The organism is Thiobacillus denitrificans (assembly GCF_001530125.1).
Taxonomy (GTDB): Bacteria; Pseudomonadota; Gammaproteobacteria; order Burkholderiales; family Thiobacillaceae; genus Thiobacillus; species Thiobacillus denitrificans_C.
Map to the genome: position 1 here is coordinate 100,104 of NZ_LDUG01000018.1, position 17,683 is coordinate 117,786.

At 60.7% G+C, this 17,683-nt stretch carries 20 protein-coding genes; 14 read left to right on the top strand and 6 right to left on the bottom strand.

The window, feature by feature from the left end:
• Nucleotides 1-100: 100 nt before the first annotated feature.
• Nucleotides 101-532, bottom strand: a complete 432-nt coding sequence (locus ABW22_RS05740) for a PAS domain-containing protein (protein WP_157648559.1) — start codon at nt 530-532, stop codon at nt 101-103.
• A gap of 223 nt (nt 533-755) precedes the next feature.
• Between ABW22_RS05740 and ABW22_RS05745 the strand changes: the two genes are divergently transcribed.
• From ABW22_RS05745 to ABW22_RS17230, 4 genes are all read left to right on the top strand, one after another.
• Entirely contained in the window at nt 756-983 is a 228-nt protein-coding gene (locus ABW22_RS05745) for a hypothetical protein (protein WP_059753075.1), read from the top strand.
• Between the two features lie 248 nt (nt 984-1,231).
• Complete coding sequence (locus ABW22_RS05750; RefSeq protein ID WP_059753079.1) at nt 1,232-1,870, top strand: hypothetical protein; 639 nt, start codon at nt 1,232-1,234, stop codon at nt 1,868-1,870.
• Between the two features lie 260 nt (nt 1,871-2,130).
• Nucleotides 2,131-3,003 carry a hypothetical protein gene (locus tag ABW22_RS05755; protein WP_059753082.1) on the top strand — a complete coding sequence of 291 codons (873 nt, stop codon included), beginning with the start codon at nt 2,131-2,133 and terminating at the stop codon, nt 3,001-3,003.
• Nucleotides 3,004-3,158: 155 nt separating this feature from the next.
• Nucleotides 3,159-3,689 carry a hypothetical protein gene (locus ABW22_RS17230; protein WP_082708566.1) on the top strand — a complete coding sequence of 177 codons (531 nt, stop codon included), beginning with the start codon at nt 3,159-3,161 and terminating at the stop codon, nt 3,687-3,689.
• Nucleotides 3,690-4,266: 577 nt separating this feature from the next.
• Here ABW22_RS17230 and ABW22_RS05770 read toward each other — a convergent pair.
• The 3 genes from ABW22_RS05770 to ABW22_RS05780 all read right to left on the bottom strand — a co-directional run bounded on the left by ABW22_RS05770 (nt 4,267) and on the right by ABW22_RS05780 (nt 7,193).
• Entirely contained in the window at nt 4,267-5,298 is a 1,032-nt protein-coding gene (locus ABW22_RS05770; protein WP_059753091.1) for a VIT1/CCC1 transporter family protein, read from the bottom strand.
• A 100-nt stretch (nt 5,299-5,398) separates the two neighbouring features.
• A complete protein-coding gene (locus ABW22_RS05775; protein WP_059753094.1) occupies nt 5,399-6,889 on the bottom strand; it encodes a YifB family Mg chelatase-like AAA ATPase in 1,491 nt (496 codons plus the stop codon).
• Nucleotides 6,890-6,893: 4 nt separating this feature from the next.
• On the bottom strand, nt 6,894-7,193 hold the full coding sequence (locus ABW22_RS05780; RefSeq protein ID WP_059753098.1) for an accessory factor UbiK family protein: 300 nt from the start codon (nt 7,191-7,193) through the stop codon (nt 6,894-6,896).
• A 229-nt stretch (nt 7,194-7,422) separates the two neighbouring features.
• On the opposite strand from ABW22_RS05780, the gene ABW22_RS05785 reads away from it, so the two are divergent.
• From ABW22_RS05785 to ABW22_RS05795, 3 genes are all read left to right on the top strand, one after another.
• Nucleotides 7,423-8,214, top strand: coding sequence for a TorF family putative porin (locus ABW22_RS05785; RefSeq protein ID WP_059753100.1), 792 nt, complete (start codon nt 7,423-7,425; stop codon nt 8,212-8,214).
• Nucleotides 8,215-8,281: 67 nt separating this feature from the next.
• On the top strand, nt 8,282-8,620 hold the full coding sequence (gene glnK / locus ABW22_RS05790; RefSeq protein WP_059753103.1) for a P-II family nitrogen regulator: 339 nt from the start codon (nt 8,282-8,284) through the stop codon (nt 8,618-8,620).
• 11 nt (nt 8,621-8,631) lie between these two features.
• Nucleotides 8,632-10,068, top strand: a complete 1,437-nt coding sequence (locus ABW22_RS05795; protein WP_059753107.1) for an ammonium transporter — start codon at nt 8,632-8,634, stop codon at nt 10,066-10,068.
• A gap of 241 nt (nt 10,069-10,309) precedes the next feature.
• On the opposite strand, the gene ABW22_RS05800 is transcribed toward ABW22_RS05795, so the two are convergent.
• The gene (locus ABW22_RS05800; protein WP_059753110.1) at nt 10,310-10,624 is read right to left on the bottom strand and encodes a BON domain-containing protein; all 315 of its coding nucleotides are present in this window, start codon (nt 10,622-10,624) and stop codon (nt 10,310-10,312) included.
• Between the two features lie 223 nt (nt 10,625-10,847).
• Between ABW22_RS05800 and ABW22_RS05805 the strand changes: the two genes are divergently transcribed.
• The 7 genes from ABW22_RS05805 to ABW22_RS05830 all read left to right on the top strand — a co-directional run bounded on the left by ABW22_RS05805 (nt 10,848) and on the right by ABW22_RS05830 (nt 14,885).
• Nucleotides 10,848-11,438: a DUF4398 domain-containing protein gene (locus ABW22_RS05805; protein WP_237763242.1), complete on the top strand. Its 591-nt coding sequence runs from the start codon at nt 10,848-10,850 to the stop codon at nt 11,436-11,438.
• A 6-nt stretch (nt 11,439-11,444) separates the two neighbouring features.
• Entirely contained in the window at nt 11,445-12,515 is a 1,071-nt protein-coding gene (locus ABW22_RS05810; RefSeq protein ID WP_237763243.1) for an OmpA family protein, read from the top strand.
• 188 nt (nt 12,516-12,703) lie between these two features.
• On the top strand, nt 12,704-12,850 hold the full coding sequence (locus tag ABW22_RS17235) for a lmo0937 family membrane protein (RefSeq protein ID WP_157648560.1): 147 nt from the start codon (nt 12,704-12,706) through the stop codon (nt 12,848-12,850).
• 119 nt (nt 12,851-12,969) lie between these two features.
• Complete coding sequence (locus ABW22_RS05815) at nt 12,970-13,182, top strand: LPXTG cell wall anchor domain-containing protein (protein WP_059753112.1); 213 nt, start codon at nt 12,970-12,972, stop codon at nt 13,180-13,182.
• 129 nt (nt 13,183-13,311) lie between these two features.
• A complete protein-coding gene (locus tag ABW22_RS05820; protein WP_088178752.1) occupies nt 13,312-13,659 on the top strand; it encodes a DUF883 family protein in 348 nt (115 codons plus the stop codon).
• A gap of 22 nt (nt 13,660-13,681) precedes the next feature.
• Nucleotides 13,682-14,062: a phage holin family protein gene (locus ABW22_RS05825; RefSeq protein ID WP_237763244.1), complete on the top strand. Its 381-nt coding sequence runs from the start codon at nt 13,682-13,684 to the stop codon at nt 14,060-14,062.
• Nucleotides 14,063-14,591: 529 nt separating this feature from the next.
• A complete protein-coding gene (locus tag ABW22_RS05830; RefSeq protein ID WP_059753119.1) occupies nt 14,592-14,885 on the top strand; it encodes a YqjK-like family protein in 294 nt (97 codons plus the stop codon).
• 182 nt (nt 14,886-15,067) lie between these two features.
• Here ABW22_RS05830 and ABW22_RS05835 read toward each other — a convergent pair whose 3' ends face one another.
• Entirely contained in the window at nt 15,068-17,578 is a 2,511-nt protein-coding gene (locus ABW22_RS05835; RefSeq protein WP_059753122.1) for an EAL domain-containing protein, read from the bottom strand.
• Nucleotides 17,579-17,683: the final 105 nt, after the last annotated feature.

Genomic DNA, 17,683 nt, shown 5'->3' on the forward strand with positions numbered 1-17,683 from the left:
CGATATCCGTCAAGGGCTGATCGAGGCCTCGCGCCTGATCGTGCGTCCGCGCGAGTCAAATCAGGATGAACTTTGTTGCAGGATGCAAATGGTTTTGCGGCTAGCGGACAGGCATGGCGGTCATTGCGCCGCCGTTCAATATCGACGCTTCGAGGCTGCGCACAAGGACGACTACGTTGTGGCTGCCGAGGCGGTTGATGAACAGCTCGCTGGCGAAGCACTGGCCATCGCGGCGCCGGGCCTGAAAGGAAAAGGCACAGTGGCAGAGATGGGCCAGTCGTGAGTTGATGCGGCCCTCCTGCACCAGATCGGTGTCCGGTAGCTGCGGGAGGAGCATGGAAACATGACGGCCCGCCAGTTCATCCGGCAAGTAGCCAAACACCTGTTCACAGGCCCGGCTGCAGTCACGGATCACGCCCAGGTCGTCGAGCGTGAGCACCGCCAGATCGATCGCTCCCACATCGGGAACGCCGGGTGAAGCATGCGTGTTCGTTAGAAGGTTTTTCGCCTGCAGGCTGCTTGCTGTCGCCATGATGGCCTCCATCCGTTATCGACTGGGAATGTCCCCGAGGGGCTGAGATTTTGCCCCCGAAGAATGAACGATCCGTGACGGAAAAATGAATTTTGTGTGCACTCGAAAGTGTCTGGAGGGGAATTCAAAGGCCCTGTCCTCATGACACTGATTGAGGTAGCGAGTCAAACAGGTATGGGTGTAGCTTTAGAGTCTAATTTTCAAAACCCAAGGGTGAGTTGCGATGAGAAAGACGCCTTCTGATGAATATCTCGAAAAAGCCAAGCTTTTGAGCAAGGAAGAAACCGAACGTTTGCTGTCGAGAACGCGATCAAAGTTAATGCGCAGACTGGAAAATGAAAAAATGACTGCGTTGGAAGTTGTGGCAATACAGCTTGAGATAGAGGATGAGGACCTGAATGAATGGCGAAAGAAGATGGCTGAAATTAGGAAAAAAACGAAAGCCAAGTAACCGGGCTGTCGCAAGCCCGGGAACAAACACTGATTGACGCCGCGCTTCATATTTTATTTGTGTCGGCGCTTTTCGATGGAACACGCCATGGCAGAAGCTGCAAATAAAACCGAAAAATTCACCCACAAGCTGCGGGTCGCCTATTTCTCCATGGAGATCGCTTTGGAAAGTGATATCCCACCTACAGCGGCGGCCCGGGGGGGCTGGCAGGGGACACCCTGCGCGCCGCGGCGGACATCGGCGTTCCCATGGTTGCGGTCACCTTGGTGTCCCGGGCCGGCTATTTCCGCCAGGAGATCGACCCACAGGGCCGACAGATCGAGCATGCCGACGACTGGGATCCCGCCCGCTACGCGACACGGCTGCAGGCCACCGTGGCCTTGGACCTGGAGGATCGCCAGGTGTGGGTGGGGGGATGGCTTTATGTGCTGAGTTCCCGGGTCGACGGCGGCGTGCCCGTCCTGCTGCTGGACACCGACCTGCCAGTGAACGATCCACTGGACCGCGACATCACCCACTACCTCTACGGTGGTGATGAGACCTACCGGATGAAACAGGAGGTGGTGCTTAGCGTGGGGGGCATCGCCATGCTCCAGGCCATGGGCTTCAAGCTCATGGGGTATCACATGAACGAGGGTCACTCCGCCTTCCTCACCCTGGCCCTGCTGCAGCGCTTCGCCTATTCCAGCGAAGGTCTGCGGCCCGGCGAGAGCCCCTACGACTTGCCTCGGGTGAGGGAGTTGTGCATCACCTTCACCCCCCACACTCCTGTGGAAACGAGCCACGACAAATTCGACTACGACCTGGTGCGACGCATCTACGGTGATTTGCTGGACTTGGGAACGGTGAAGCTGTTGGCCGGTGAGGACAAGCTTAGGGCTCGTTAATGGATAAATTGGGCAAACGTTGCTGCGTATTCGGGATGGATGCAAGGCGCGAGGCGCAGCGAATGGTTATTCCATTCGCAAGCCTCGCAACGCCGCAGACGCCCGAATACGCAGCAACCCTCCGGGCTGGGGTCGCTTTTGGCACATGCCGGTGTTGCAAGCCACTTGTTGTGAATGACACAACCGCGCGTCTTGCGCCTTGGCCTGCACCAAAATCGGCCCCAGCGTTTGTCCAATTTATTCATTAACGAGCCCTTAACATGACCCGCCTGTCCGAGTACGTCGACGGGGTGGCCAAGCGTCACGCCGAGGCCTCCCGGCAGATGTTCCCAGGTTATGCGGTGCACTCAGTGACGAACGGGGTGCATGCCTCCACCTGGACCAGCGCGTCCATCGCAAAGATGTACGATCAGTATGTGCCGGGCTGGTGCCATGAGCCGGAACTGCGCTCCCGCGCCGACCGCATCCCGGACGAGACGCTCTGGGCAGCGCACCAGGAGGCCAAACTGGCGCTGGTGGACAAGGTGCGGGAGCTGTCCGGGGTGGTGCTGAACCCGGATCAACCCATCCTGGGGCTTGCGCGGCGCATGACCGCCTACAAGCGGGCGGACCTGCTATTCACTGATCTCGCGCGCCTCAAGACAATCGCACAGGAACACCCCTTTCAGATCGTCATGGCCCGCAAGGCGCACCCGATGGACGCGGCGGACAAACTGCTCATCGAAGCACTGCACGTCCACATGCGGGACTTGGCGGGGGTGATCCCCATGGCTTTCCTGCCTGATTACGATATGGCGCTGGCGCTGCACATGGTGTCCGGCTCGGATGTCTGGATCAATACCCCCCCTGCGGCCGCTGGAGGCTTCCGGCACCAGCGGCATGAAGGCTGCCTTCAACGGCGTGCCCCAGCTTTCGGTGCTGGACGGCTGTGGGTGGAGGGCTGTTTGGAGGGGGTGACCGGCTGGGCGGTGGGGGATGCTCGCCCACCGCAAACGGTCACGATTCCATGGCCCTGTACGACAAGCTTGAGCAAGTGGTATTGTCGCTTTGGTATGGCGACCAAACTGGCTGGATCGCCGTCACGAAGGGCGCCATCAGCAAGAATGCCGCCTACTTCAATAGTCATCGCATAATGCGTCGCTACGCCACAGAGGCGTACCTGAGGTAAGAACGGCTGCGGTCATTTTTCCGGAATTGTGAATTTTTTATTTCAGTGGATCAAGCGCTTGAATATTGAAATTAACTAAATATACTGTTTATTCTGTATAGGCATATCAGGAGATTTGTCATGGCCGACGATACCAATAAGCCAGTCGAAGCAAAACCCAAGGCACTCGTGGCGAGCGCCACGGCTGCCACACGCGCCAAGTCAGCAGCCACCAAGCCAGCGGCCCGGGCAAGGACGGCCCAGGCTGCTGCGCCTGCAGCCAGAAGAAGGGCGCCGGCCACTGCCAGGGCAGCGACGGCAACGGCAACAAAAACCGCCACGCGTCCTTCCGCGGCCAGGAAATCGCCCCTGGTAAAGAAAGCCGTACACGAGCCAGAGCCGTTTGCTGCCAAGGACAACAAAACGGGCAAATCTGCCAAGGTGAAAAAAGCCAAACTGATTCGCGACAGCTTTACCATGCCGGATGGGGAGTACGCCCTGATCGCAACGCTCAAAAAGCGTTGCCTTGATGCGGGGGTGTCGGCAAAGAAAAGCGAGATCCTGCGCGCAGCCATTGCGAATCTGGCGAAACTGAGTGACGCCTCAGTGGTTGCCGCGGTACGTCGGCTGGAAGTCATCAAGACAGGACGTCCCGCCAAAGGGTCAAAATAGTTTCTTTCCGGCGGATAAAGTCTTTGGACAGAACGTAAAAAATACCCACCTGATCTGCCCGGTTTGCCGACAGGGTGGGTTGCCTGTTTCGATAGAGGTTTTGTTATTCTGGCAAATGCAGTAATCCAGTAAAACCTGACCCCCGGCCTTTGCCGGGCTTGCGTCAGATCGAACACTCGTCACTCACCGTAATCTCTCTGGCTGTTAAGGGTTGGGTCCTGCCGCAGAGGAAATCAGAAAGCTGCCGTTCGGTGAGATTTCCGGGCTTAATCCGGTAACGAATCCATAGCGGAAGTAATCGGCTAAATTTCAAGCGGCAGCTTCGGCCGAACTGCTGTCCCACATTCGATCTCAGACTTCCGTCTGTTCAAAAAACACATACCAGTCATTGGCTCTTCGCGAGCACCAATGGCAGAAACGGGTCGGTTTTGGATTTCCGAACAAAGCAAATCTGACACACTCTGTCAGGCCAAGTCTGAACTTCTACATTTCAGTGGCTTGGCCAATGCCCTCCCTGATTTTTTCCTTCGCGTCTTTTATGCCCTTCGGGTGTTCACGGATAAAAACGCTTTAAAACTCAGCCCAGCGTCACCCCCAGCCAGGCGCCGATGAAATAGGTGGCCAGCCCCGCGGCACCGCCGATGCCGAGCATGCGCAAGCCGCTCAGCAGGGCGTGACGGCCGGTGAACAGGCTCATGCTGGCGCCGACGGCGAACAGGCCCAGCGCAGTGAGCGCGATCGAGACGGTGAGCGCGGCGTCATGGCCGAACAGGAAGGGCAGCAGCGGCAGCGCCGCACCGGCTGTGAAGGCGGCAAACGATGAGCTTGCCGCCACCCAGGGCGAACCGAGTTCGTCGGGGTTGAGGCCGAGCTCCTCGCGCGCCAGGGTGTCCAATGCGCGCGCCGGGTCCTGCATCAGGGTGTCGGCCAGCCGCCGCGCCTCGACGGGATCCATGCCCTTGGCGGCGTAGATCAGCGCCAGTTCGGCGGCCTCTTCTTCCGGGTAGGTTTCCAGTTCGTCGCGTTCCAGTCCGATCTGGTATTCGAACATTTCGCGCTGCGAGCGCACCGACACGTATTCGCCCGCGGCCATCGAGAATGCGCCCGCCAGCAGGCCGGCGACGCCAGCCAGCAGGATGATTGACGGCTCCTGCGTCGCGCCGGCGATGCCGTAAATAAGCGCGGCATTCGACACCAGGCCGTCGTTGACGCCGAACACACCGGCGCGCAGGGCATTGCCGGCGCCGCCGTGCTGGTGGCGCTTGCCGATGTCGTCGCGTTTGAGCGGCATGGGGTGCGGCGGGGTGTGCGAATAGAGCACCATGCCGCGCACTTTCATCGCCGCCAGCACCCCGCGCATGGCGTGCGGCTTGAAGGCGCGGGTGAGGCGGGCGACGACGCGGGTGCGCAGGTCAGGGTGGAAGGACGCGGGTGCCGGGCCGCCTTTTTGGGTGATGGCGGCCAGCCAGATGTCGGCCTGCTGGTCAGCCGCCTGCGCCAGCTCGTTGAACAGCGCCGCGCGGGGGGTGCCGCGTTCGCAGTCGGCCACCACGCGGTAGAGCCAGGCCGATTGCTTTTCTTCCTGCCAGGATTCGTAAGGATCGCTCATGTTGAGGAAAATGCTTGAACCACAGAGGCGCAGAGATATGTCCAAGGGATACCGTCCCTTCTGGACATATCTCCGTGTCTCTGTGGTGAGATTTTTTTATTCATGCGGCTCCCCGGCGGTATTGGATCGCCTCAGCTAGATGCGTGGACGTAATGACGTCGCTGCCGGCGAGATCGGCCACGCTGCGTGCCAGCTTGAGCACGCGGTGATAGGCGCGCGCCGACAGATTCAATCGGGCAATCGCCTGCTTCAGCAGGGCTTCGCTGGCCGCATCCAGCGTGCAGTGCTGGTCGATTTCTTGCGTGCCCAGTGCGCTATTGGGTTTGCCCTGGCGCTGCATCTGGCGGTCGCGCGCCGCCTGCACGCGTCCGCGGATGGCGGTGCTGGCCTCGCCCGCGCCGGCCTGCATCAGTTCGTTCTGGGTCAGCGCTGGCACGCTGATCTGGATGTCGATGCGGTCGAGCAGCGGCCCGGAAATGCGCCCGCGGTAGCGCGCAATCTGGTCGGGTGTGTCGCGGCACGCCTGGGTGGGGTGGCCGAGATAGCCGCAAGGGCAGGGGTTCATCGCAGCGACGAGTTGGAAGCGTGCGGGGAAATCGGCTTGCCGCGCCGCGCGCGAAATCGTGATGCGGCCGCTTTCCAGCGGTTCGCGCAGCACTTCCAGCACTTGCCGCGAAAACTCCGGCAGTTCGTCGAGAAACAGCACACCGTGATGCGCCAGCGAGATTTCGCCCGGGCGCGGGTTGCCGCCGCCGCCCACCAGCGCCACCGCCGAAGCGGTGTGGTGCGGCGCGCGGAACGGACGCCGCCGCCAGTGTTCGAGGCGGAAGCCGCCGTTGAGCGATTGCACCGCGGCGGCTTCCAGCGCTTCGTCCTCGTTCATCGCCGGCAGGATGCCGGGAAAGCGTGCGGCCAGCATCGACTTGCCGGTGCCGGGCGGGCCCGCCATCAACAGCGAATGGCCCCCCGCCGCAGCGACTTCGAGCGCGCGCTTGGTGGCGGCCTGGCCCTTGACGTCGGCAAAGTCGGGGTAGTCCGGCGCGGCGTTGGCATTGTCCGACACCGGTTCGAGCAGTGAGCCCTGGCCGCCCAGCCACGCGCACACTTCGAGCAGGCTCGTCGCGCCGAGCGTGTCGACCCCGCTGGCCAACGCGGCTTCGCCCGCCGAAGCTGCGGGCAGCACCAGCAGCCGGCCCGCGCTGCGGGTGGCCAGCGCCATTGCCAGCGCGCCGCGTACCGAGCGCAACTCACCCGTCAGCGCCAGCTCGCCGGCGAATTCGGTTTGCTTGAACTTGTCGGCGGGAATCTGCCCGGAGGCGGCGAGGATCGCCAGCGCGATCGGCAGATCGAAGCGCCCCGATTCCTTGGGCAGGTCGGCCGGCGCGAGGTTGACCGTGATGCGCCGCGCCGGGAATTCGAAGCGCGCATTCTGGATCGCCGCACGCACGCGGTCGCGCGCTTCCTTCACCTCGGTTTCGGGCAGCCCGACCAGCGTAAACGCCGGCAACCCGTTGGCAAGATGCGCCTCGACCACCACCTCGGGCGCATCCATGCCGTTCAACGCCCGGCTTTTGACGACGGCGACGGCCATCTGATCAGCCTTCGGCTTGCTGCTTTACCGGGTCGGCCTGGCGCGTTTCGTGCGCGCCCGATTGCTCCAGTTGAAGCAGGCGCGCTTCAAGCTGCGCCAGCTTCTCGCGGGTGCGCGCCAGTACCTCGGTCTGCACGTCGAATTCCTCGCGGCTCACCATATCCAGCTTGCCCAGCATCGACGTCACCCCGGCCTTGAGATTCTGTTCGATGTCCTTGGCGGGCGACTGCTTCAACGCCTCGCCCAGCTTGTTGACCAGATCGCTGATAAAAGCGGGGTTGGGAAATTTTGGATTCGGGTTCATGGCAGCCTCCAGTAATGGGCAGAGTGTAGCAAGCGCTGAGACACCAGCGTGCGGCGTGCAGCACAAAGAGGGTGCATGGCGTTTTCATGGCGCACTACAAAAGTGCGGTCTATCCTTGGATTAGCTGGGCTCAAAATGCAACCTATTGTTTTTTAATGGAATCTTAATTGGCACGGCTTGTGCTCAGCGAGAAGTGCGATTTTGCGTGCCTTCATTTTCGGAGAAATTCATGAAAAAACTTGTATACGCTTTGGTTTTGACCGGTCTGATTGGCGTTCCCGCCACGGTTGTTGCAGCAGAAAGCCCGCACAGCCTCAGCGCCAACGTTGGGCTTTACAGCAACTACGTTTTCCGCGGCATTTCACAGACTGGCGGTGAGCCTGCCATTCAGGGCGGGCTGGATTATTCGCACAGCAGCGGCTTCTACTTGGGAACCTGGGGTTCCAATGTGGGCTGGCTAGAGGACTTCCAGGGCTATACCCGGGGCAATGTGGAGATCGACGTGTACGGTGGCTTCCGCGGCGACATTGGCCAGACCGGCCTGACTTTCGACGTGGGCGCAATCCAGTACATATATCCGGGCGACCATCCGGCAGGCGTTACCAAGGCCGATACGACCGAGGCGTATGCCGCTTTGGGCTGGAAGTGGTTCACCGTCAAGTATTCCTACTACCTCAGCGATGAGGTCTTTGGCTTCGGTCCGCCTGTCGCCGGAGATGCAAGCGGTTCAGACTACCTGGACGTCTCCGCGAGCCTGCCCATTGGCGAGACCGGTCTGACCCTCGGCGCACACTGGGGCACCTTCAGTTTCGAAAACAGCGGTGCCGCCGACTATGAAGATTGGAAAGTCAGCGCGGCCTATGACATGGGCAAGCTGACCCCGGTCATGGATGGCGTGACCGTTGGCGTGGCGTACACCGACACTAATGCTAGCCGCGCGGTCTGGACTGAAGCGATTGCCCCCAATAATGAATATCTGGGTGACAGCACGACCACCGTGTGGATTTCCAAGGCTTTTTAATTGGCTGACTCACCGGAGCGGTGCATGCACCTGCTCCGTTTTTCCCCGTCCAAATTTGGGAGACAACATGAAATTCGTAACGGCAATCATCAAGCCGTTCAAGCTGGACGAAGTGCGCGAGGCATTGTCCGCCATCGGCGTCACCGGCTTGACGGTCACGGAAGTGAAGGGATTTGGGCGGCAGAAGGGCCATACCGAGCTGTATCGCGGCGCGGAATACGTGGTCGATTTTCTGCCCAAAGTGAAGATTGAAGTGGCCATCAAGGCCGAGTTGCTGGAGCGCGTGATCGAGGCGATCGAGAAGGCGGCCAACACCGGCAAGATCGGCGACGGCAAGATTTTTGTCACCAGCCTGGAGCAGGTCGTGCGTATCCGCACGGGCGAATCCGGCCCCGACGCCCTGTAAGGAGCATGAACATGAAAAAACTATTTGCTTCATTGGGCCTGATGCTTGCCCTGTTGTCTCCCGGTTTGACTGTGGCACAGGACGCGACCGCTCCGGTGGAAGACACCGCCGTGGTCGAAACGGTGGAAGCCGTTGCGGTAGAAGCACCGGTCGCGGCTGAAGAAGCCGCACCGGCTGAAGTCGCAGCCGCTGAAGAGGCCGCCGCGCCGGTGCCGGACAAGGGCGATACCGTCTGGATGATGCTCTCCACCCTGCTGGTCATCCTGATGATCATCCCGGGCGTGGCGCTGTTCTACGGCGGCCTGGTGCGCGCCAAGAACATGCTGTCGGTACTGACCCAGGTCATGGCCATCTTCTGCATGATCTCGATCCTGTGGGCAGTGTATGGCTACTCGCTGGCGTTCGGCGACGGCGGCAGCCTCAACTGGGCGATCGGCGACCTGTCGAAGATGTTCCTCGCCGGCATCACAGCGGACAGCACGGCGGCGACCTTCACCGACGGCGTGGTGATTCCGGAGCTGGTGTTCGTCGCCTTCCAGCTGACCTTCGCAGCCATCACTGTGGCGCTGATCACCGGCGGCCTGGCCGAGCGGGTGAAATTCTCCGCCCTGATGGTGTTCGGCGCGCTGTGGTTCACCTTCTCCTACCTGCCGATCACGCACATGGTGTGGGCCACCGGCGGCTACCTGTTCGAAGCGGGCGACCTCGACTTCGCGGGCGGCACCGTGGTGCACATCAACGCCGGTATCGCGGCACTGGTGGGTGCCATCGTGCTGGGCAAGCGCATCGGCTACGGCCGCGACGCGATGCCGCCGCACAGCCTGCCGATGACCATGATCGGCGCCTCGCTGCTGTGGGTGGGCTGGTTCGGCTTCAACGCCGGCTCCAACCTGGAAGCCAACGGCGGTGCGGGCCTCGCCTTCATCAACACCATTCTGGCGACCGCTGCTGCGGGCATGGCCTGGATGCTGGCCGAGTGGGCACTGCGCGGCAAGCCTTCCATGCTGGGTCTCGCTTCCGGTGTGGTGGCGGGTCTGGTGGCGGTCACTCCGGCGGCTGGTCTGGTCGGTCCGATGGGTGCGATCGTCCTCGGCGCGATTGCCGGCGTGGGCTGCCTGTGGGGGGTCACCGGCCTGAAGAAGGCGCTGGGCTACGACGATTCGCTCGACGTATTCGGCATCCACGGCATCGGCGGCATCATCGGCGCCATCGGCACCGGCATCTTCGTCGCGCCGGCACTGGGCGGCGTCGGGGTGGACGACTACTCGATGGCCGGTCAGGTCGTGACGCAGGCCACCGGCGTGCTCATCACCATCGTCTGGTCGGGCGTGGTCAGCCTGGTGCTGTTCAAGCTGATCGACATGACCATGGGGCTGCGCGTGACCGAAGAACAGGAACGCGAAGGTCTCGATACCGCCAGCCACGGCGAGCGGGCCTACAACCTCTAAACACACCTTTCTCCGAAGGATGTTGGGGCGCTCTGCAGGCGCCCCTTTTTTTTGATTCATCGCGCGTTTCCAGGGAAGACGAGTCTGCGTGCAAGCCACGTGCTGGCTGATGAGCTTGTCTCAAAAAAACAGCGCCGTAACGCTTGAAGCGGTACGGCGCTGTTTTGCGACAGCAAGAGGGGTGGGAAATGGTTCTGCCTAGGTGTCGGCACAACCCCGGCAATCCCACCCCTTGCTTCGCTTACTTGATCCGCATGTCGTTCTTGACGGACTTCACGCCGGCGACGCCGCGTGCAAGCTCGACCGCTCTGTTCGATGCGGCCTGAGAGCTGACGAATCCACTCAGCTGAACCACACCCTTGAAGGTCTCGACGTTGATCTCCGTGGCCTTCGTCATGGGATCTTCGATTAAGACCGCTTTCACCTTGGTGGTGATGACGGTGTCGTCGATGTACTGGCCGGTTCCCGACCGCGTCTCGGTGGGCGCACAAGCCACGACGGATACCAGCGCAACGGCCAGAAATGCTGCTGAAATAACTTTGCTAAATTTGTTCATGTTTGATTCTCCAGATGTAAATAAAAAAAGAGACTACTTGGCCCCGGCTTCCTGTCGACAAACCAGAACGGCGCGGCAAGGCCTGATGGGCCTCGACCTCACGCTTTATTGAAGCCTTGGTATGAATATAGTCAAAAATACAGATGGGGTCGGTACGGTGGTGCACATAGCGCAGAAGGGGGGTTGGCCCGGCTGGGTGCTGCCGACCCCTATGGCGTCGGCTATGTACGATGCCGCACAGACGGCCCCACATTCCCCTCATATTGTTGCCAGTAGAAGAACGTATGACGCCAAAAAACGCTGGGGCGGAGGCCAAGTAGCCCCTCTGTTTTTTTTGACTACTATTAAAAACAGCTGCAATCACACCAAGTCGTCATTGCAACGATTGTGTTCGATGTACAACTCAATGGATGAAAAGATGATGAAAAACACATACCCACTCAAGTCGAATCAAATGATGCACAGGATCGGCATGGCGGTAGCGGCCGTCATGTTAATGGCGGGTTGCGCAAGCACGTCGGCGCCGACAGGGCAGATGGCCGTTTCCAGGGCCGCAGTAAGCAATGCTATGGGCGCCGGCGGCGCTGAGTTTGCACCGGTACAGTTCAAGTCTGCTTCGGACAAGTTGACTGCTGCCGAGCGGGCAATGGCAGACAAGGATTATGAGCTTGCTTTGCGGCTGGCGGAGCAGGCGGAGGTTGACGCCAAGCTGGCTGCAGAGATGGCGCGTTCAGCTAGGGCGCAACGCGCCGCGGACGCATTGCAGGACGATGTTCGCGTGCTGCGCCAGGAAATCGACCGTCAATCCAAATAATCATCAATGGAGCTCATCATGAAAAAAAATCGATATTTCCCCCTGAGCCTGATCGCTGCCGCGATGCTCGCGGGCTGCAGCACCTTGCCGCCGCAAAACACTGCGCTCGATGAAGCGCGCAGTGTTTACAGCAGCGCACGAACCAATCCCCAAGTCGTGAATCTGGCACCGCTCGAACTGCAAAAAGCCGGCGAGACGCTGAGCAAGGCGGATGCGGCGCTGAGCAAAGGCGACAGTGATGTCACGGTTAATCAGCTGGCCTATCTCACCAAACAGCAAGTGGCGGTCGCGCAGGAAACCGCCAAGCGCAAAGCCGCCGAGGCGGCGGTCGTCAGCGCCAGCGCCCAACGCGACCAGGTTCGCCTTGCGGCGAGGACGGCCGAAGCCGAAGCGGCCAGACGGCAGGCGGCGATGTCGCAGACTGAGGTCGATGAAGCCAGACGGCAGGCCGCGATCGCGCAGCAAACCGCCGAGCAGCAGGCTGCTGCATTGGCGGCCGCCAGCTCTCAGGCTCAACGGGACGAAGCACAGATTGCGGCGAGACAGGCTGAACTCGAAGCGGCCAGGCAGCAGGCGTTATCTGCGCAGCAGACCGCCGAGCAGAAAGCGGCCGCATTGGAGGCTGCCCGCGCCCAGGCGGAGCGTGATCAGGCGCTCATTGCACAGCAGGAACAGCAGCTCAGGGAACTGGATGCCAAGCAAACGGATCGCGGTATGGTGATCACGCTGGGCGACGTGCTGTTCAGTATCAACAAGGCGCAGCTGTCACCTGGTGGTGTGCGCAACGTGCAAAAGCTGGCCGATTTTCTCAACCAATACCCGCAACGCAAGGTGTTGATTGAAGGCCATACTGACAGCACCGGCAGTCTCAGTATCAATCAGCCGCTTTCTGAGCGACGCGCTGATGCCGTGCGGACAGCTCTGGTCGATAGGGGCATCAGCGGCGACCGCATTGAAACACGCGGTTATGCCGAGGCGTATCCGGTTGCCAGCAACAACACGGCCGCCGGTCGTCAATTGAATCGGCGCGTGGAAATCATCCTGTCCGACGACAGCGGCAATATCGTTCCACGCTGACGCCTGTGGAACAAGCTTTTGCAAGGGTGAGGCTCGGTTGAGCGGCTTCGTCAGCGCGCAGGTGGGCATTAGGAGGCGGTCGACTTGGACTCAGCGTCTGGGGTGTGCGAATCCGTCAAGAATGGCAGGCAGACCAAGTGTTTGAAGCGAGTCTGCCCGTCTGGTTAAGCTTTATAGGGAGTAATAAAATGCTCGGAACTATTGCAATTATCCTGATCGTTCTCTGGTTGCTTGGACTGGTCACCTCGACCACCATGGGCGGCTTGATCCACATTCTCCTGGTCATCGCGATCGTGGTGATCTTGGTGCGTGTCATTCAAGGTCGAGGCGTATAACAACCCTGGGGGTTTTCCAGGCGGTGAGGCGAGCGGGTAAAGCGATCCGGCTGTTCGCGGTTTCTGCTTTGCCCGGCGTCCTGTCGCCGATGCAAATGCATGTTTAAGGGGGAAATAAAATGAACTCAATCAAGATGTTGGCAATCGTGCTGATCGTGGCCGGTGGCCTGGCGTTGGCGTATGGCAGTTTCACTTACACCAAGGACACGCATCAGGCCAAGTTGGGTCCGATAGAGCTGTCGGTCAAGGAAACGCAGACGGTAAACATCCCCATCTGGGCCGGCCTGGGGTTGATCGTGGCGGGAGCTGGCCTGCTTTTTGTACGCAAGTAGCATTGGCCGGCGCAACGCAATAATTGCGGCCAAATGTTAAGAATAAGCCAATGAATTACGGGCAGCCGCACAGCGGGTTTTGCCCGATTCAACGGCTAAACCACACCGTAAAACAATAGGAATCTTCCTATGCGCACGATAGAAACGGCAATGGAGAAAAGCATGGAAAAATTATCTGGTGATGTCACCAAAGAACAGTTGATCGACGATTTCAAGGTGGTGGTGGCCGACGCGGAAGCACTGCTGAAGGCGACAGCCAGCCAGGGCGGCGAAAAAATGGCCGAGGTCCGCGCCAAAGCGGAAGAGTCGCTCAGGGTTGCGAAAGACAAGATGGCAGAAGCACAGGCGGCACTGCTGGTCAAAACCAAAGAGGCAGCCAGGGCAACCGACGTTTATGTCCATGAAAATCCATGGAGAGCCGTCGGCGCCGCCGCTGGTGTCGGCCTGGTGATCGGCCTGCTCATCGGCCGTCGCTAGTTGCTTCGCCATGAGCGATAAAATGCCCGGCGAAAGCCGGGGGCTGCTCGACTCGCTGGGCACGCTGGCCGCCACGCTGGTTGCCATCGCGCACACGCGCCTCGATCTTTTATCTGCAGACGTGGAGGAAGACCGGGCGCATGTGTTGTCGTTGCTGGTGTTGGCGCTGGCCGCCCTGTTTTTTATCGGGGTGGGCGTGGTGCTGGCAGCAATCCTGCTCGTGGTCGCATTCTGGGATACCCACCGTCTCCTGGCGTTGGGGTCGCTTGCCGGATTCTTTTTGGCAGCGGGCGTGGCGGCAGGGGTGTTCGCCCGGCATAAAGCGAGAACAAAGCCGAGGCTGTTTGCAGCGAGTCTGTCGGAATTGTTAAAAGACCGGCAGCAGCTCGTTTCCCGTTTGTGAACCTGAAAAACCCAGTTGAACCACAGAGGCACAGAGGAAAAACAAAGCGTTATGCAGCCACGGAAAATCATCCGCCGGGTGAAAGTCGGTTGACCTGCAATGTTATTGTTTAACCTGGAAACCGCAGTTGGACGCGCCCGATGGTGCGTCTGGGCGTGTGTCTGCCGCATACGATTCCACATGGGCTTCAGCCCATAGTGGATCGGAGTCCTTTAGGGCGAAGCAACGAGGCGGCAGGCCGGGGCCTGCAACGAGGCGCGACAAAGGCAGGCGCGCGACCAGACGTGCCAGCGGGTGCGTAGCGGTGTCACCCAAAAGGTGGACGCGAACATATTGCGCGAGGACGCCACATCCCATATTGCGCGAGGACGCCACATCCGAAGGCGGAAAACTCAGCATTCACGCGGCTTTCATTGAGGTGATGAGCGGTCAACTGCGGTTTTTAGGTTGAATGGACTTTCTCTGTGCCTCTGTGCCCCTGTGTCTCTGTGTCTCTGTGTCTCTGTGTCTCTGTGGTGAGGAATTTAGGATGAACGAAAAATTGATCCACCTGGCTGAGCGACGTGAACGCCTGGTTGCGCAGGTGGCAGCACAGCGAATGGCGCTGGCGCAAAGCATCGAGCCGTGGCGTCAGCCCCTGGCGCGGGCCGACCAGGGGCTGGCTGTGCTGCGTTATATCAAGAGCCATCCCGCCTGGATCGTCGGCGGCGTCGCCTTGCTGGCGGTATTGCGACCTGGTCGCGTCAGAGCCGGTGGCGTCGGGAAATGGCTGACGCGCGGCTGGGCAACGTGGCAGATAGTACGGAAACTGCGCGGCCGGTAGCCGCAAAAGCCCGGAAATCCTAGGCAGGTAGCCTGGCTGCCCGTCGCACACGCCCCAATCACCCCCGTTGAGTAGAAAAGCCGGCTGCTCGGCGCTTTGCGCCGAATGCAGACGCGATAGGCAAGGGCGCGAGCACTTTCATGACGCGTTGGGTTACGCCATAGACTTTTTCCGACAGGCTGCTAATCCGGCCGTTGTTGTGGCAGTTCATCATTGCCGGTAACGAGCAACCGGGCAAAGTCCCTGGCGGACACGGGGTGGCTGAAATGGAAGCCTTGCCCCTCGTCGCAATGCCGGGCCTGCAGGAGCGCGAGTTGCTCCTGTGTTTCCACGCCCTCGGCGATGACCCGCTGCTTGAGATTTCTCCCCATTCCGATTACTGCGGCCACGATGCTTGCATCGTCCGCGTTGGTGACGATGTCGCGCACGAATGATTGGTCGATCTTCAGGGTATCGATCGGGAAGCGCTTCAGATAACTCAGGCTCGAATAGCCGGTCCCGAAGTCATCGATGGCAAGCTGCACCCCCATGGCCTTGAGTGCTTCGAGCACGGACGCCGACGCTTCGACGCTGTGCATAAGGATGCTTTCGGTCAGTTCCAGCTGGAGGTAGCGCGGCGCGAGGCCGGTCTCCTTCAGGATCAGGGCAAGCCCTTCGAGAAAGTTTTCGTGCCTGAACTCCATCGCGGAAATGTTGACCGACACGGGTACGGCGTGCAGGCCCGAATCCAGCCAGGCCTGAACCTGCCTGCATGCTTCACGCAGCACCCAGCGGCCGACCGGCACGATGAGTCCATTCTCTTCCGCGATCGGCACGAACTGCGCCGGGTAGACGAGTCCGAGATCCGGATCCTGCCAGCGGATGAGCGCCTCGGCACCGGTCATCGCGCCTGAAGCAAGATCGATCTTGGGCTGGTAATGCAGCAGGAACTCGCCCTGTCTCAGGGCGCGACGCAGGCTGGTTTCGACGAACAGCCGGCGGACCGCGCGGGCGTTCATCTCGGCTCTGAAGAACTGGTAGTTGTTGCGGCCGCTTGCCTTGGCGTGATACATCGCGGTATCCGCGTTCTGCATCAAGGACTCCACGTCGATGCCGTCATCCGGAAAGATGCTGATGCCGATGCTCAGGGTGACATGGAGTTCGTGTCCGTCGATCAGGTGCGGGATGTCGAGCGCGGCGCGCAGGGTTTCCGCAATGTTGGCTGCATCCTGCGGCTGCCCGATTTCGGCGAGCAGGATCACGAATTCGTCACCGCCTTGGCGGCATACCGTGTCGGTGGTGCGCACACACGCCACCAGGCGGTTCGCCACCGACTGCAGCAGCTGGTCGCCGATCGCATGCCCCAGCGAGTCGTTGATGTGTTTGAAATTGTCCAGGTCGAGAAACATCAGCCCGACTTGCTTGCGGTTCCGCTGGGCCATCCCGATCGCGTGGAGAAACCGTTCTGTCAGCAGGAGCCGATTGGGCAGGCTGGTGAGAAAGTCGTGCTGGGCCAGATGGGCCATCTCCAGCGCCATGCCCCGCGATTCGCTGACGTCATGGAAGACGATCACCGCGCCGGCGACCTGGCCGTCCCGGTTGTGGATGGGGGCGGCGGAATCCTCGATCGCGGACTCGAAGCCGTCGCGGCGGACCAGCACACAATTCGCGTCCAGCCCCACCGTCCTGTCCTCCTCAATGGCGCGCAGCATCGGGTTCGCAACGGGCAGGCGGGTCGTGTCGTCGAGGATATTGAATACTTCTGAAATCGGCCGGCCCAACGCCTCCTCGCAAAACCAGCCGGTCATCGCCTCCGCCACCCGGTTCAGATAGGTCACCTTGCCCAGGATGTCGGTGGTCAGCACGGCATCGCCGATGGAGTTGAGCGTGACCTGGGCGCGTTCCTTCTCCTCGAACAAGGCCTCTTCCGCCGTCTGCAATACGAACTCCGCCGACTTGCGATCGGAAATGTCCTCAACCGTTTGCACACGACCGAACGATTTCTTGCCATCGAGCATGGCGGCACTGTTGACGCGTGTCCAGACGATACGCTTGTCTTCCTGCAGGAAACGGAACTCCGTCTGGAATGGCGCCTGGCCCCGTGCGGCGTCGCGCCACTCGGCCAGGACGCGCTCGCGATCCTCCGGGTGGATCGCCGTGCTCCAGTTCGTGCCCAGCGTCTGCTCGAAGCTCAGCCCCGATATCGTGTGATACGCCGCGTTGGTGTAGGTGCAACGCCCCTCGGCATCGGAGACGAAAATTCCCAGCGGGGAGGCATCGCTCATTGCGCGGAAGCGTTCCTCGCTGCTCTGCAGCGCCCCCCGGGCAGTCTTGCGATCGATGACGTAGCGCAGGGCACGCGGCAACCAGTGGGCATCGACGTGGCCCTTGGAGAGGTAGTCATGGGCACCGCGCTGCATGGCCTGGAGGGCGGTTTCTTCATCGGTCAATCCGCTGAGGACCAGGATCAGGGAGTCGGGCGCAGCCTGGAACACCTGGTCGAACGCTTCGAGGCCCTGGCTGTCGGGTAGCGACAGGTCAAGCAAGACCACTTCGAATCCTTCACTGCCCAGTTGTATGAGCGCGTCGGAGAGTCGCGTCACCCATTCGACACGAAACGGGCTGTTTCCCGTGCCCGCGAGCGCATCCTGGATCAGCCTGGCATCGGCGGGATCGTCTTCGATGAGAAGAACCGTGGTCGGGGAATCGTTCATGACAGTCCTTCTGTGGGGAATGGCCTGTGTCATCACCGCCGCTGACGGGGCCATGGCACCGTTACCATCGCGTCATTTCGGAGGCTTGAGCCGGGATCGTTATTA

Excerpts from the sequence above, each read along its gene's own strand:
- ABW22_RS05745 (WP_059753075.1), top strand. The coding sequence starts at position 756 with ATGAGAAAGACGCCTTCTGATGAATATCTCGAAAAAGCCAAGCTTTTG.
- ABW22_RS05815 (WP_059753112.1), top strand. The coding sequence starts at position 12,970 with ATGAACTCAATCAAGATGTTGGCAATCGTGCTGATCGTGGCCGGTGGC.
- ABW22_RS05800 (WP_059753110.1), bottom strand. The coding sequence starts at position 10,624 with ATGAACAAATTTAGCAAAGTTATTTCAGCAGCATTTCTGGCCGTTGCG.
- ABW22_RS17235 (WP_157648560.1), top strand. The coding sequence starts at position 12,704 with ATGCTCGGAACTATTGCAATTATCCTGATCGTTCTCTGGTTGCTTGGA.
- ABW22_RS05795 (WP_059753107.1), top strand. The coding sequence starts at position 8,632 with ATGAAAAAACTATTTGCTTCATTGGGCCTGATGCTTGCCCTGTTGTCT.
- ABW22_RS17230 (WP_082708566.1), top strand. The coding sequence starts at position 3,159 with ATGGCCGACGATACCAATAAGCCAGTCGAAGCAAAACCCAAGGCACTC.
- ABW22_RS05820 (WP_088178752.1), top strand. The coding sequence starts at position 13,312 with ATGCGCACGATAGAAACGGCAATGGAGAAAAGCATGGAAAAATTATCT.
- ABW22_RS05740 (WP_157648559.1), bottom strand. The coding sequence starts at position 532 with ATGGCGACAGCAAGCAGCCTGCAGGCGAAAAACCTTCTAACGAACACG.
- ABW22_RS05825 (WP_237763244.1), top strand. The coding sequence starts at position 13,682 with ATGCCCGGCGAAAGCCGGGGGCTGCTCGACTCGCTGGGCACGCTGGCC.
- ABW22_RS05770 (WP_059753091.1), bottom strand. The coding sequence starts at position 5,298 with ATGAGCGATCCTTACGAATCCTGGCAGGAAGAAAAGCAATCGGCCTGG.
- ABW22_RS05775 (WP_059753094.1), bottom strand. The coding sequence starts at position 6,889 with ATGGCCGTCGCCGTCGTCAAAAGCCGGGCGTTGAACGGCATGGATGCG.
- ABW22_RS05835 (WP_059753122.1), bottom strand. The coding sequence starts at position 17,578 with ATGAACGATTCCCCGACCACGGTTCTTCTCATCGAAGACGATCCCGCC.
- ABW22_RS05830 (WP_059753119.1), top strand. The coding sequence starts at position 14,592 with ATGAACGAAAAATTGATCCACCTGGCTGAGCGACGTGAACGCCTGGTT.
- ABW22_RS05780 (WP_059753098.1), bottom strand. The coding sequence starts at position 7,193 with ATGAACCCGAATCCAAAATTTCCCAACCCCGCTTTTATCAGCGATCTG.
- glnK (WP_059753103.1), top strand. The coding sequence starts at position 8,282 with ATGAAATTCGTAACGGCAATCATCAAGCCGTTCAAGCTGGACGAAGTG.
- ABW22_RS05805 (WP_237763242.1), top strand. The coding sequence starts at position 10,848 with ATGTACGATGCCGCACAGACGGCCCCACATTCCCCTCATATTGTTGCC.
- ABW22_RS05750 (WP_059753079.1), top strand. The coding sequence starts at position 1,232 with ATGGTTGCGGTCACCTTGGTGTCCCGGGCCGGCTATTTCCGCCAGGAG.
- ABW22_RS05755 (WP_059753082.1), top strand. The coding sequence starts at position 2,131 with ATGACCCGCCTGTCCGAGTACGTCGACGGGGTGGCCAAGCGTCACGCC.
- ABW22_RS05785 (WP_059753100.1), top strand. The coding sequence starts at position 7,423 with ATGAAAAAACTTGTATACGCTTTGGTTTTGACCGGTCTGATTGGCGTT.
- ABW22_RS05810 (WP_237763243.1), top strand. The coding sequence starts at position 11,445 with ATGGAGCTCATCATGAAAAAAAATCGATATTTCCCCCTGAGCCTGATC.